The organism is Streptomyces sp. DF42 (assembly GCF_058267695.1).
In genome coordinates this window covers 9813703-9827414 of sequence record NZ_CM177859.1, presented here as the reverse complement: position 1 = coordinate 9827414, position 13712 = coordinate 9813703, and the positions used below count along the sequence as shown (strand labels likewise).

Annotated in this window: 13 protein-coding genes; 6 read left to right on the top strand and 7 right to left on the bottom strand. The window is 68.8% G+C overall.

Annotated elements, in window-relative coordinates:
- Nucleotides 1-500: 500 nt before the first annotated feature.
- The 3 genes from ACYUED_RS45210 to ACYUED_RS45200 form a co-directional block, all read right to left on the bottom strand.
- Nucleotides 501-1403, bottom strand: a complete 903-nt coding sequence (locus ACYUED_RS45210; protein WP_491290191.1) for a carbon-nitrogen hydrolase family protein — start codon at nt 1401-1403, stop codon at nt 501-503.
- Between the two features lie 819 nt (nt 1404-2222).
- Nucleotides 2223-2561, bottom strand: coding sequence for a thioredoxin family protein (locus tag ACYUED_RS45205; protein WP_491290190.1), 339 nt, complete (start codon nt 2559-2561; stop codon nt 2223-2225).
- A gap of 564 nt (nt 2562-3125) precedes the next feature.
- Nucleotides 3126-4265, bottom strand: coding sequence for a PucR family transcriptional regulator (locus tag ACYUED_RS45200; protein WP_491290189.1), 1140 nt, complete (start codon nt 4263-4265; stop codon nt 3126-3128).
- 87 nt (nt 4266-4352) lie between these two features.
- On the opposite strand from ACYUED_RS45200, the gene ACYUED_RS45195 reads away from it, so the two are divergent.
- Nucleotides 4353-5408, top strand: a complete 1056-nt coding sequence (locus tag ACYUED_RS45195; RefSeq protein WP_491290188.1) for a ferredoxin reductase — start codon at nt 4353-4355, stop codon at nt 5406-5408.
- Between the two features lie 7 nt (nt 5409-5415).
- Nucleotides 5416-6534 carry a fatty acid desaturase family protein gene (locus tag ACYUED_RS45190; protein ID WP_491290187.1) on the top strand — a complete coding sequence of 373 codons (1119 nt, stop codon included), beginning with the start codon at nt 5416-5418 and terminating at the stop codon, nt 6532-6534.
- An 88-nt stretch (nt 6535-6622) separates the two neighbouring features.
- On the opposite strand, the gene ACYUED_RS45185 is transcribed toward ACYUED_RS45190, so the two are convergent.
- The 3 genes from ACYUED_RS45185 to ACYUED_RS45175 all read right to left on the bottom strand — a co-directional run bounded on the left by ACYUED_RS45185 (nt 6623) and on the right by ACYUED_RS45175 (nt 7701).
- On the bottom strand, nt 6623-6856 hold the full coding sequence (locus tag ACYUED_RS45185) for a maltokinase N-terminal cap-like domain-containing protein (RefSeq protein ID WP_491290186.1): 234 nt from the start codon (nt 6854-6856) through the stop codon (nt 6623-6625).
- Nucleotides 6857-6942: 86 nt separating this feature from the next.
- A complete protein-coding gene (locus ACYUED_RS45180; protein WP_491290185.1) occupies nt 6943-7113 on the bottom strand; it encodes a hypothetical protein in 171 nt (56 codons plus the stop codon).
- 63 nt (nt 7114-7176) lie between these two features.
- Entirely contained in the window at nt 7177-7701 is a 525-nt protein-coding gene (locus tag ACYUED_RS45175) for a hypothetical protein (protein WP_491290184.1), read from the bottom strand.
- A gap of 643 nt (nt 7702-8344) precedes the next feature.
- On the opposite strand from ACYUED_RS45175, the gene ACYUED_RS45170 reads away from it, so the two are divergent.
- Nucleotides 8345-8785, top strand: coding sequence for a hypothetical protein (locus tag ACYUED_RS45170; RefSeq protein WP_491294740.1), 441 nt, complete (start codon nt 8345-8347; stop codon nt 8783-8785).
- The gene (locus ACYUED_RS45165) at nt 8674-8925 is read left to right on the top strand and encodes a hypothetical protein (protein WP_491290183.1); all 252 of its coding nucleotides are present in this window, start codon (nt 8674-8676) and stop codon (nt 8923-8925) included. The genes ACYUED_RS45170 and ACYUED_RS45165 overlap by 112 nt, the downstream gene beginning before the upstream one ends.
- A gap of 258 nt (nt 8926-9183) precedes the next feature.
- On the opposite strand, the gene ACYUED_RS45160 is transcribed toward ACYUED_RS45165, so the two are convergent.
- On the bottom strand, nt 9184-10944 hold the full coding sequence (locus tag ACYUED_RS45160) for a PucR family transcriptional regulator (protein ID WP_491290182.1): 1761 nt from the start codon (nt 10942-10944) through the stop codon (nt 9184-9186).
- A 249-nt stretch (nt 10945-11193) separates the two neighbouring features.
- On the opposite strand from ACYUED_RS45160, the gene ACYUED_RS45155 reads away from it, so the two are divergent.
- Entirely contained in the window at nt 11194-11721 is a 528-nt protein-coding gene (locus ACYUED_RS45155; RefSeq protein WP_491290181.1) for a YflT domain-containing protein, read from the top strand.
- Between the two features lie 67 nt (nt 11722-11788).
- Nucleotides 11789-13705 carry a molecular chaperone DnaK gene (dnaK, locus tag ACYUED_RS45150; protein ID WP_491290180.1) on the top strand — a complete coding sequence of 639 codons (1917 nt, stop codon included), beginning with the start codon at nt 11789-11791 and terminating at the stop codon, nt 13703-13705.
- Nucleotides 13706-13712: the final 7 nt, after the last annotated feature.

The following is a 13712-nucleotide window of genomic DNA, read 5'->3' as shown; positions in this document are numbered from 1 at the left end:
GCGCCGGGCGGCAAAGCGATCTTCATCGACGATGGCCCCGCCATAGCCGCATACGAGGAGGTCCTCGCGAACCAGTCTGCCCCTGCGGCACCGCGGCAGCTCGACGACGGCAGCCAGTGCCGCACCGTGAAGGTCTTCCACGATGCCAGGACACTCACGGACGACCTCACAGCTCGGGGGTGGTCGGTCCGCATCCGGTCTATGGCCGGGAACTTCATCGGCATTGCCGAACCGCCGACCACCCCTGGCCGAGAAGCCGCAACACGCAGAGAACCAGGTCACCTGAGACCGCACGCGAATCTGGCCGGATCATCTGAGACAGGGGCCAGATCGACAGAGACGGGACAATCCCGCAGGGTCAGGGGTGCATTACGGGGGCACGAGGGCCTTTCTGTTGGCGTAGACGTCGCGATCCACACCGAACCGGAAGGCCCTCACCCGTTCAAGATCCCCCAGCCGAGACCTGGCTCACCTGTCCACAACCTCCCGAGACACAACAGCTAGAAGGCCGCTGTCCGGTCTTCGCTGCGCGGGTCGATCACCTGGTGCTCGGTGTAGATGCCCGATCGTGCCTCACGACGCCAGGGACGCCCGTAGGTCACTGCGTCGGCGGCGGCTTCGGAACTGTCGTCGAGGTTCACGACAGCCACCGATGGCGAGTCGTCCGTGGGGCACCGCGCAAGCCAGTGGCCATTGGGAGCGACGATTGCGGACGGTGCGGTGGCGCTGTGCTGTGCCGGCCCTGACAAGCTGACCCAGTAGCTGTTGACCGCCGCGTGGCCTTGGGCTTGGGCGGCGGTGTTACCCGGGGTGCCGCTGGTAGAGAACAGGACGCAGTCGACTTCCAGCTTCTCGTATTCTGCGAACAGCTCCGGGTAGTGGATCTCCATGCCGAGCAGGCAGCCGAAGCGCACACCCTCGACTTCGAAGGTCACCGGTGAGACGCCCGGCGAGTACATGAACGAGACCTTCGTCTTCGACAGGAGACGCTCGTCGTAGCGCGTGACGACGGCGCCGCGGTCGGAGATGACGTAGAGGCTGTTGTGCGGGCGGTTCGGGCCGGTCAGGCGGTGCACCGATGCAATCACCGTCCACAGCCGCAACTCGCGGGCCAGCTCGGCGATCGCGGCCAACTCCGATTGGAGCACGGGCCACTGGCACCGATCCCAGTCCGCCGGGCCGACCGCGTCCGGGCCGTCGACGGACATGACGAACTTGCTGGGAAAGCAGATCGCGCCTTCCGGAAAGTGCACGATCCTCGCTCCCTGAGCGCTGGCCTCGCGCATCAGAGCACGGACCTCACGCCCACTCTCGCGCAGCGCTTCAACATCTCGGGGGTCTTCGCGTACGAGCGTCTGCGCTACGGCAAGCCGCACGCTCTTGGGATTCCTTGCTTCCGACATGACGTCTCCTGATGGAGTCGGACGGAAGTGCCGCAGGGCGGACGAGTAGGACTCACCGGTCTTGGCGGCGCGGGCACGCACCTGGCGCTTGAAGTTCCTACGGGCTGTCATCGCGGCCTTCCACGCCTTGAGCGACGGCTCCCCAGCAACCTCGCCCGAGGCGATCGGGCTGCAACAACGACCTGAGACGCTGGTCCCTTTACCTCCGACGGGAGACCGCGCTGGGGACGGTCGCGGGAGGTTCGGCGTAGGCCACGCAGTCGGTCATCATGCCGTCGCTCGCGAGGTCCGTCAACATTTTTCAACCCCTCCAGCGCGCCGTCGCTTTGCCGGCGGCTGAAGAGAAACATCTCAGCTCAACACCCTGAACCTGACAGAGAAGGTGTTGAACGGCCACCGGTGAAAGGCATCCATGGTGTGGCACAAGCGGGCAGCACGGTTCTTCTGCAGCTCCTTCAGCCGGTGCACCTCGACCAGGCCCTCATCGCTGAGATGGACGGCGTAGAGGCAGGACGCGACCCGCAAGGCCCTCACCAGGCCTCGTTGTTCCAACTGAAGAGCGAGGGGGCCAGGTCCTCCTGAAATTCTTCCTCGATCTGTTCCATGCTGGCGCCACGCCCCGTCCCGGTGTCGAGCAAGAGCAGCAACCGGGCCAGAAGGCCGCCGCTCTCGGTGATCTCATGAGCATCTGGGCGAAGTCCCGTACCAGTTCATAGGTTTGCTCCAGCTCCGGGCAGGCGTCGAGCACCGTCTTGAGGCGCCGGTCCTCATCCTCGGTGAGGGTGTCGGGCGTCGCGGCCACGTGCCGCAGCGGCCCGCTCAGAGGTGGCCGTCCAGGAACTTCCGTGCCTCGGCGATGGTCATGGGCCCCGTGCCGTGCGCCACCGCCTCTCCTTCCTTCAGCAGGACATAGGACGGGGCTCCGGTGATCCCGTATCGCTCGGTTGCGGCCGGACAACGCGTGATGTCGGCGCGGACGGCCGTCAGGCGGCCCGTGTAGTCGTCGGCGATGCCACCCACGACGAGGTCCATCACCCGGCAGGGCTCGATTGCCTTGGGCCAGGTCCCGGTGAAGTACGCGAGGACCGGCACTCCGCTCATCCCGAGGATGAAATTGAACTCCGCGTCCTCACGGGGTCGGTGAACCCGCTTCGCCATGGAAGCTCCTGACCTCTCGTTCCGTCATTCCATCCCCATCATCCCTCGCGCGGTGTGCCAGGCCGGCCCGGTCGGTCGTCTGGTTGACCTGTCGGAAGGGAGGCACGGGCCGTCGCGGAACCACGGTGGTCCCCGACGCGAGCGGCCGGGCCCCCGCCCCTGGTGACCCGGCCTGGCCGCCCCGCCCCTCACTCAGCTGCAGCCCGCCGCGCGCCCGCGGGTCAGCTCGTGCCAGAGCAGCGCCCTCCACAACGACCTGAAAGCCGTTTTCGAGGGCGTAGCGGCCCAGATCACCGACCAGATGCTCGATGAGCGCGTCGACGAGCGGGCCCGTGCGCATCGTCCACCGGACCCAGTCGAGCCATATCCGCCACCGCGCTCCTCAGAGGCAGCGCCCCCGACGGGCTTCCCGAGGCCTTGTCCGGTCTTCGCATCAACCCCCGCTCTCAACTGGCAACGTAATCCCGCTCTTCCCCGGGCCGCCTGAGCCAGCTGACGGCACCGAGAACGAGGCACGATTCCCGGACCGCTCGCGGACGCGGTCGTGGACGGTCGACGTACGCGTCAGCTGTCCCGAAGACCGACCGCCAGTGTCAGTTCAAGGACCCGGTGCGGCGATGCGAGATCCGGAAACAGCTCCCGCAGCTGCGACATCCGGTACCGGACTGTCTGGGGATGGACGAACAACGCCGCCGCCACCTCGTCCCGCCTGCCCTGGTGCAGCAGCCACGCCCGCAACGTCTCCTCCAGCCGCCGTGCGGTCGCGGCAGGCAAGGCCCGCAACGGCGCGAGGGCTCGGGCACGCAGGTCTGCGAACGCGTCCACGTCGGCGCTCAGCACCAGCTCGGGCAGGTGGTCCTCGGTGTCGCGAATATCAGAGGAGAGGGAGCGCGCCCGTACGGCTCGTGCGTACGAGGCGGACGCACGCGTCCATGGCCGGGCCGGGCCGACCACGGCGGTGCGGCCCGTCAGCTGCCGCAAGAGATGTGATCGGTCGGCATCGGGTACGAGCAGCACACCGGTGGCGTCCGGCAGGTCGTCGAGGACAAGGGTGCTCGGGTCGAGCGCGCGATAGGCAGGCCGGGCCTGGGCGGCGGGCAGCAGGACCGCGGTCAGTGAAACCGGAGGCTGCCACCCGGCCCTTTGAGCAGAGGCCAGCAGCAGGTCCGGGCTCGCGCCGGCGAGGAGGTCGCGGGCCAGATGTTCCAGGTGGCGCTCGTGCGCCCTGCCCCGGGCGGCCAGTTCGTCGGCGTGGCCCGCGGCGCTCGCGGCGGAGAGCTCGTCGATGTAGGCGAAGGTCAGCTCGGCGAACTTGGCGACCTCGGCGGCGGGCAGACCTGCGGGTACGGCACCCGCGGCCAGGCATCGCCAGGCCACGCGGGCGCCGACGCGGTAGGCGCTGAGCAGGGCGTCCATCGAACGGCCGTCGCGCACCTCACCGCGGCCCAGCTCGTAGGCTGCGTCACCGGCGTCTCCGCCTGTGGTGTTCCCGCTCGCGAGGTCCAGGTAGTGCCCGAGGGCGGTGCGGACGGCTCGGCGGATGGTGCCGCCCATGTGGCCCGAAAGGGCGTTGGCGTAGGGAGGGACCTCGTCGATGATCGCCTGGACGACCTCGTCGGCGGTGGCCTTCAGCGCGGACCGAAGCGCGGTGACCGTCGTCTCATCCAGGGCCAGTTCGCTGGCCCTCCGGATTGCATGGCTCACGTTTCTATTCCCTGCGAACAATTCAGCCGACCAGATTTACGTCCTGCGGTCAGGACTTTACGCCTTGAGGCGCAGCAAGCTGGAGTCATGACGAGTGCAGCCCTCCGCAGCAGGGCGTGGAATCTGTTGGAGATGGTCACGACGCCGCTCCTGCCGTCGGACTACCTCGACCTGGTCAGCCCGCTGCGTGCGGGCGCTGACCTGCGTGGGCGCATCGAGGCCGTGCACCCCGAGACGGGTGACGCCGCGACTGTCGTGATCAGGCCGGGACGGGGCTGGCGCGGCCACACAGCCGGTCAGTACGTGCGGATCGGTGTCGACGTCGACGGGGTGCGCCTGTGGCGTGCCTACTCCATCACCTCGCCGACAAACCGCCAGGACGGCCGCGTCACGATCACCGTGAAGGCGATCCCGGACGGCAAGGTCAGCAACCACCTGGTCCGCAGGGCGAAACCAGGCACACTGATCCAGCTCGACCAGGCGACCGGTGACTTCGTGCTGCCGCAGGCCAAGCCCGCCAAGGTGCTCTACCTGACGGCCGGCAGCGGCATCACGCCCGTGATGGGCATGCTGCGCGACACCGAGTTCGACGATGTCGTCATGGTCCACTGCGCGCCACAGCCGCAGGACGTGATCTTCCGCAACGAACTGCACGACCTGGCCGCGGACAAGAAGCTGCGGCTCACCGAGGTGCACACCGACACGGACGGCATGCTCGACATCGCCCGTCTCGACGAACTCGTGCCCGACTGGGCCGAGCGCGAGACGTGGGCTTGCGGCCCCGCGGGCCTGCTCGATGCCGCCGAAGAGCACTGGACCGAGCACGGCGTACAAGAGCGCCTGCACACCGAACGCTTCCGCCCCGGCATCGTCGTCACCGGCGACGGCGGCGAGGTCACCTTCAGCGCCACCGGCAAGACCGTCGACGCGGACGGCGCCACGCCGCTGCTGGACATCGGCGAGGAGGCCGGCGTGCTCATGCCCTCCGGGTGCCGCATGGGGATCTGCTTCGGCTGCGTCACGCCGCTCAAGGCGGGCGCCGTCCGCGACCTGCGCACCGGCGAGATCACCGAGGCCGAGCCGGGCGTCCTCATCCAGACCTGCGTGTCCGCCGCGGCGGGCCCCTGCGACATCGAACGGTAGGAGCACCTTGACCGCCATCGACCCCACCGCCCACCTGACCGCGGAGCAGATCGAGGAACTCGGCCGCGAGCTGGACGCGATCCGCGACGAGGTGATCGCCGGCCGCGGCGAGAAAGACGCCGCCTACATCCGTAAGGTCATCTCGGCGCAGCGCAAGCTCGAACTGGTCAGCAGGGGCGTGCTGCTGTTCTCGATCTTCCCGCCCGCGTGGCTGCTCGGCACCGCCGGTCTGTCCGTGGCGAAGATCATGGACAACATGGAGATCGGCCACAACATCCTGCACGGCCAGTGGGACTGGATGCGGGACCCGAAGATCCACTCCACCACCTGGGAGTGGGACCACGTCTCACCGTCCGAGCAGTGGAAGCACTCGCACAACGAGCTGCACCACACGTACACCAACGTGATCGGCAAGGACAACGACCTCGGCTACGGCATCATGCGCGTCGACGAGGACCAGAAGTGGCACCCGTTCCACCTCGGCCAGCCGCTGTGGAACTTCCTCAACGCCTGCTTCTTCGAGTACGGCATCGCAGCGTACGACCTGGAACTCGGCAAGAACCTGCACAAGCGCCGCCGCAACAACCCGGAGTTCCGCGCGCGAGCCAGGGCCGTGGGCCGCAAGATCCGCAAGCAGGTGCTCAAGGACTACGTGATCCACCCTCTGCTGTCGGGCCCGTCGTTCCTCCCCACGCTCGCCGCCACGTTCACCGCGAACCTGGTCCGCAACATCTGGTCCCACTCGGTGATCATGTGCGGGCACTTCCCCGAGGGCGTGCAGGTCTTCGAGCGCCGGTCGATCAAGGGCGAGACGCGCGGCCAGTGGTACCTGCGGCAGATGATGGGCTCGGCGAACATCAGCGGCAGCAAGGCCATGCACTTCATGACCGGCAACCTGTCGCACCAGATCGAGCACCACCTGTTCCCGGACCTGCCGAGCAACCGGTACGCCGAGGTCGCGGTGAAGGTGCGCGCGCTGTTCGAAAAGTACGAGCTGGAGTACGTCACCGGGCCGCTGCCCAAGCAGGTGTTCTCCGCGTGGCACAAGGTCTTCCGGCTCTCGCTGCCGAACAAGAAGCCCAAGGTCAAGACGCCGGACCGCGAGCAGGAGCTCGTTGCGGCCTGATTCCCGGTATTGGTTCAGATCTCTCGGCCGTACCGGCGGCAACGCCGGGTTCGGTGAGATCCGTCGCGGACGGTGGGCGGCCGCTACATCAGACCGTACGACACGGGATCCGGGCAGCCCGCACCTGATAGAGCGCCGCCCCGTCGGTCACGAGGTGCCTCTCGATGCCGACCTCGCCGGCTGGGTCCTCTAACCGGAAATTCCCGACTGGTGTCAGGGACGGCGTGCCGCTTCCGGCATACCACTCCTGCCGAGCGACCCGGCCGGGCAGGCAGTCGCGGAAATGGGGTGTGCGCGTTGCGCCTGAGTGGACCTTCGCCATGCCCCGAACGCCAGCCCAAGCCCGTGACCGCGTGGTCCCCCTCCGCGTGCCGAGCTTGACGCCGAGGGCTGATCGCGTGGATCGGCTCAGCTCAAGGCATCGAGGGTGGCGATGATGTCGGCCGGTTCGGCGCGGGTGTAGTCGGTGTGGACGAAGCCCCAGCGGCGGTTGTCGAGGCCGGGTGGGATGCCGTCGCCGGCGAGGCCCCGCCATCGTAGGAAGACCTCCCCTACGCGTGCCCGGTCAACGCCCGCCATCCGCTGAGCGGTCTGCCCGCCGAAGGGCGCGGGCAGACCGGCCAGTGGTGCTGTGGCAGCGCGTCAGCTCAGACCGAGGGAAGACAGGGCGGTGGTCCAGTCGGCGGCGATGGCGCCGCGGGCGTCGTCGAGAGTCACCGTGCCGTTGCACACGGCCTTCTTGAGCTTGTTCTCCACGGAGTCCTTGTTGGAGGCGGTCTGGTCGCCGTACCGGGGTTCCGGCCAGAGGTTCTTCGGGTCCTTGGGGGCTCCGCCGAGTTCCAGCGGGACCTGGTGGTCCTCCTCGTAGTCGGAGGTGCTGGTGTCCGAGTAGCCGTACTCGGCTATCTGCTTGACCTTCAGCGCGTTGGTGTACGAGGTGGGGGGGCGCACGGTGGCGGTCCAGCCGGAGACGCAGATCGTCGAGCCGATCGTGTCCTGCGTGACGTCCGGGTTGTAGGCGCCGGGCTGGCAGGCCGGGTCGGGCAGCGGCAGGTAGGACTGCGAACAGCCGGCGGCATGGGCGGCCGAGCCGGTGGAGAGGATGAGGCCGGCGACGGCCAGGCTGAGGGACGCCGTGGTGGCGGTGAGGCGGCGCGTGGCATGCATGGGGGTCTCCCGCAATGAGCCCGGAGGTTCCGGGCGGGCGTGAGCATGACAGCATCACGAGGGTCTATGCGGGTAGATACATGAGGCGAAGAAACGGTGAACTCACCCAAGTCTTACCGCCCCATGACGACTCGTTGCCCAACTCCTGGGCCGACCCAGACCGTTCGATAATCCGGCGGTAACAGACACGGAAAAGCACCCGGCGGGTGGAGGAGGAGGTACGCGGGTCGTCAATCGCCGGCGAACAGCCAGTGCTGCATGACCCACTCCCCCGCCCGCCAGCCGGGTTCGATGCCGTCCTGAAGCCAACGGCGATCTCGCCGAGTCGCTGGTGGGCGGGGAGCCTTGCGAGTCACTGGAGGGCGGTGACGCGTCAGGTCGACCGGCGACGTCACCGGACCGTCCGCCGCACATCACCGGCGTCGGTCGCGACTACGAACGCGATCCCTCCACCAGCGAAGCCATGATCCGCTGGGCCGCCCTCGGCCTCACGACCCGGCACCGCCCGGGGTGAGGATTTCCATGAGATGCCCCGCGGGATCGGAAGTAGGCGCCCCTGCGGCCCTTGGCGTGCCTACCGCGGTGGATCTGCCCGATCTCCTGGCATGCGGGATAGCCGTAGTCGGTGATTCCACCGCCCTGGATGCGGGCGAGGGTGGCGTCGAAGAGCATTCCGGTACCGGCGCCGCGACCGAAGCCACTCAACCTCAGGGCGTGCACCACGCGATGGCGCCTGAGGAAGGGCGCAGGGAGCAGGAAGCGTGGACCCGGCGCCCTGACCTGGCTGCAGACGCGGCACCGTCTGTCCGCCGACGACATCGAGGATGCACTGAATCACCATTCCGGTCTGCTCGGCCTCTCCGGCACCTCCGGCGACACTCGCGACATCGTTCGCAGCCGGGCAGCGGGCGACGAGCGCGCCGCTCTCGCCCTGGCCGTCTTCACTCATCACTGTCGCCGCGGCATCTTGCGATGGTCGCGTCCCTCGATCGGCTCGACGCCCTGGTCTTCACCGCGGAGATCGGCGAAGACCAGCCCGAGGGCCGCGAAGAGGTATGCACCCGGCTCACCGCCCCCGCCCTGACCGGCGGCCTGCGCACGCCCGACGCGAGCCGTCCGGCAATCGTCAGCGGGCCGGGGGCGGACATACCGATCGTGGTCGTACCCACCGGAGAGGCCCAGCGGATCGACCACGACACCCGAACCCTTCTCCGCGGCCCGTGAGACGCATGCGCGCCTTCCGCGCCGCCTCGTCGCGTTCGTAAGAGAAGTGCGAGAAGGTCGTGACCGGCCGGCACCGCACCGCTACCGCTCCGACTGGCCCGGCGTGCAGTGGCGCCGTTCCCATCCCGTCAGCCCACGTGCGCAGGGCGAAGTCGGCGGAAGGCCGCGGAAAAATGGGGAGCAGCGTACCAAGACATGTGTCGGCGGGCTCCGGCAGCCAGGCTAACCCGCTGCGCCGGCCCGGCCGGGTCTCCGCGGTCAGCGCCGCCCACCCAGGATGATCTTCCAGACGCGCGTCGCCACCTGCAGATTGAGCCGGGTGTCCACATCCGCCAGGTCGCGGTCGCTGATCTCACGGATGCGCTGCAGCCGGTAGCGCAGGGTGCTGCGATGAACCGTCAGCGCGGCGGCCGCGTCGTCGTAGTTGCCTCCGCAGTCGAAGTAGCGCGAGAGCGTTTCCACCAACTCCGTGTCGTGCTCTGCGTCGTAGTCGATCAGCTGGCCGAGCCACTCTCGCACGAAGCCTTCGAGCTCCCGGAGATCGTTGCCGGGTCCCAGGATCCGGTACAGCCCGAGGTCGTCGAAGAACGTCGTCCCGCTGCGCTGGCGGGAGTTCTGCCGCACCTCCAGGGCCCGCAGTGCCTCCTGATAGCAGCGGGGAACGCCGTCCGGGGAGTCGCAGCGGGTGCTCACCCCGATCGATCCGTCGGGCGTCCCCAGCTCATGGGCCAGCGCCGCGTGCACGGCATCGTCGTGGGGCCTTGCTTCGGTCAGCAGGATCACCCGGTGGCCGCGACGGGTGATCAGCGGACGGGTCGCCGTGGTGGCCGTCGTGTGCTCGACGGCACGAATGAAGGAGTCGTCAGGGGCGTTGCCCGGCCAGTGCACCACGACCACGTACTGGGTACGGTGCAGGTCGTGGCCGACGGCTTCGGCCCGGGCGTAGGCGCTTGTCTCGTCAGTGCCCTCCAGCAGGTCGTCGATCAGCTGACGGCGCAGCCGCAGCTCGACCTCGGTGAGCTCGCGCATATGCAGGAGCTCTTGAGCGAGCAAGCGCTGGGCGTGATCCAAGGCGAACATGGTGTGCTCGTCGGCCGTCGCCTCGGGGTCCTCGAGGGCGAGTACGCCGAGGAGGTCGCCGCGCGGCCGGGCCAGGGCGATCAGCCGGGCCTTGACCCTGACCGGGCCCGCCTCGCGCGCGACCAGCCGCAGCATCTCTTCCTGGTAGGTCGAGGACCGCAGCGGATGAGGGTCGGGCCGGTCGGGACCGGCCCAGGACCTCAGATTGCCGAACCGGTCCTCGATGAGCGCCGACAGCCCGGTGAGCTCGTACAGCGCTTGGGTGATGGCGTCCTCGCCGCCGCCCCGGGCAGCCACACGGGCCAGGGTCTCGTGCACGGTCTTCTGCAGGTGCAGCTCGGAGCGCATGGTGTCCAGCTGCCGCAGTGCGGTGTCCCGTTCGGTGCGGAGTCGGCTCAGTTCGCCGGCGTTGTCGTGCTGCGAGGCGCGCGTGGCCGCCAGTGACAGGGCCGCCGATGTGAGTACCACCAGGGTCGAGAGGAGGAGGTGCCCCTCCTCGTCGGGTCCGGAGTGGGAGGAGACCACGATGTAGCCGAGCAGACCGCCGGCCCCACGCAGGCCGAACGCCCAGTTCCAGGACCCCTCCGGAAGGGATACGGAGCCGTCAGCCTCGCCCAGCTCCTTCAAGCCTGCGTCGTCGACCGTTGGCGCTCCCGCGCCCTGGCAGGAAACGCGGGACAAACCGTCGCCCGTCGCGAGGTATCCGGCCTCGGCGTTGTAGGAACCAAGGGCACTGACATGCCGCATGGCCAGACGCACGATCTCGCTCTGCTCCGCGCAGGCGAACAGGGTGCGGGACAGCGCCAGCAGCCCGTGTGGATCCAGCACCGCGAGCGGACGGGGGGCGCGCCGTTCGGTGCCCGCGGTGTCGCTCGGGTGGCGGGACACTTCGTGGCCGGAGACGTCAGAGGACAAGCTCTGTGACGGGCGGCAGGCCATAGAGCACTCCGTTCTCCGGTCATCGGAGGCGATCGAGCGAATCGTGGGATCGTCGCCTGTGCCAGCCCCGCGTACCCAGCCTGGGCAAGGTCATCCGGCTTGTCGGGATTTGGCCTTGTTCTCATGGAGTGACCGACTGCGTCGATTTCTGACCTGCCGGGTGCAGGCGGAGCGCGCTGCCCTCTTGCCACTCTGGGCTTGCCAGGGATCGCCGGGTGCACCGGTGGCCGTGGCGGGAAGGACTGGCTGATGAACGAGCAGTCTCGCAGGACCATCGTCTCGTACACGACCTACCAGGAGGCGGAACGCGCCGTCGATCACCTTTCCGATCAGGGTTTCCCCGTCGAGAGGGTGGCCATCATCGGGCAGGACGTGCGCCTGGTCGAGCAGGTGACCGGCCGCATGGGACCCGGCGGGGCCTCCCTGCACGGCGCCGCGAGCGGCGCCCTTCCCGGCGCACTGATCGGATGGATCTTCGGCCTGCTGAACTGGCTGGACCCGGTCGTGTCGGGGCTGCTCCTTGCCTTGTACGGGCTGGTTTTCGGAGCACTGATCGGCGCGCTGTTCGGCCTGCTGGTGTACACGGCCCAGGGTGGCCGCCGGGACTTCGCCTCGGTGAGCTTGATGCAGCCCGGCCGGTACGACGTCGTCGCCGACGACGCGGTCGCCGACGAGGCGGTGCGGCTGCTGGCCGAGCTGCCCAGCGGGACCGGCGCCGGCACAAGCAGCGGGGCTTGGAAGAGCAGCCGCCCGCGGAGCGGTCCCGCCGTCACCTGAGCAATTGCGGAAGACGGGCGCGACTCCCAGGGCGCACGGGGGCCGCCCCTCGCGGAAGGAATACCTCATGGCCAAGGCAGTAGGCATCGACCTGGGCACCACGAACTCGGTGATCGCCGTATGGGAGGGCGGCGAGCCGACCGTCGTACCCAACAGCGAGGGCAACCGCACGACGCCGTCCGTGGTGGCCTTCACCGACACCGGCGAGCGCCTGGTGGGCCAGCTGGCGCGCCGTCAGGCGATCCTCAACCCCAAGGGCACCATCTACTCGGCCAAGCGGTTCATCGGCCGACACTTCGACGAGATCTCCGAAGAAGCCAAGGCCGTCGCGTACGACGTGGTCGAGGGAGACGGCGGCGCGGCCCGCTTCAAGGTGCGCGACAAGCTCTACGCGCCCGAGGAGATCAGCGCGCAGGTGCTGCGCAAGCTCGCCGACGACGCCTCCAAGCAGCTGGGAGAGCGGGTCACGGAGGCGGTCATCACGGTGCCCGCCTACTTCAACGACGCCCAGCGCACCGCCACCAAGGACGCCGGACGGATCGCCGGCCTGGAGGTGCTGCGGATCATCAACGAGCCGACCGCGGCCGCCCTCGCCTACGGCATGGACAAGAAGCAGCACGAGACGGTGCTCGTCTTCGATCTGGGCGGCGGAACCTTCGACGTCAGCATCCTCGACGTCGGCGACGGCGTGGTGGAGGTCCGGTCCACGGCGGGCGACAGCCATCTGGGCGGCGACGACTTCGACCGCCGGCTGGTCGACCAGCTCGCCGACGGCTTCCAGAAGGAGAACGGCATCGACCTGCGCCAGGACCCGCAGGCGCTGCAACGCCTGTTCGAGGCCGCCGAGAAGGCCAAGACCGAGCTCAGCTCGGTGACCCAGACGCAGGTCAGCCTGCCGTTCATCACGGCCGACGCCTCCGGGCCCAAGCACCTGACCACGACGATCATGCGGTCCACGTTCGAGCAGATCACCGGCGACCTGGTGGAACGCTGCCTGGGCCCGGTGCGGCAGGCCATGGACGACGCCAAGGTCAGTGACAACGACATCGACGAGGTGATCCTCGTCGGCGGCTCCACCCGCATCCCCGCCGTCCAGGCCCTGGTGCGGAGGCTGACCGGCGGCAAGGACCCCAACATGAGCGTCAACCCCGACGAGGTCGTGGCGATGGGCGCCGCGATCCAGGCCGGGGTCCTCAAGGGCGAGGTCAAGGACGTCCTGCTGCTCGATGTCACCCCGCTGTCGCTGGGCGTGGAGACACGCGGCGGCGTGATGACGAAGATCATCGAGCGGAACACCACCATCCCGGTGCGCCGCTCCGAGACCTTCTCCACCGCCGAGGACAACCAGCCCGCCGTCGACGTCGTCGTCCTGCAGGGCGAGCGTGAGAGGGCCGCCGACAACCGGGTCCTGGGTCGCTTCCAGCTCACCGACATCCGCCCCGCCCCGCGCGGCGAGCCGCAGATCGAGGTCATCTTCGACATCGACGCCAACGGCATCCTCAACGTCACCGCGCGGGACAAGGACACCGGCAAGGAGCAGGGCATCACCATCAGCGAGAGCTCCAACCTCGACCGCACCGAGGTCGAGCGGATGGTCCAGGAGGCCGAACGCAACCAGGGCGAGGACCAGGCCCTGCGCGAGGCAGTCGACGCCCGCAACGAACTGGACGCCATCGCCTACCAGGTCGAAAAGCGCCTCGGCGAGCTCGGCGACGCCGCGCCCGCACACGAGAAGGCCCGCGCCGAGATGCTGGTGTCCGAGGCCCGCGACGCGGTCAAGAACGAGGTCGGGGCAGACAAGGCCCGGCCGCTGACGTCCGAACTCCAGCAGATCTTCGCGGGGCTCGCGGCCCACCAGGCGGGAGCCACCGCGGGCGGTCCGGCGGGCACCGGCTCACCGGACGGATCCGGTCCTGGCGGAGCCGCGCCGGGCGACGCCGGGGGCGACGACGACGTGATCGACGCCGAGTTCGACAAGGGCTGAGGTGCCC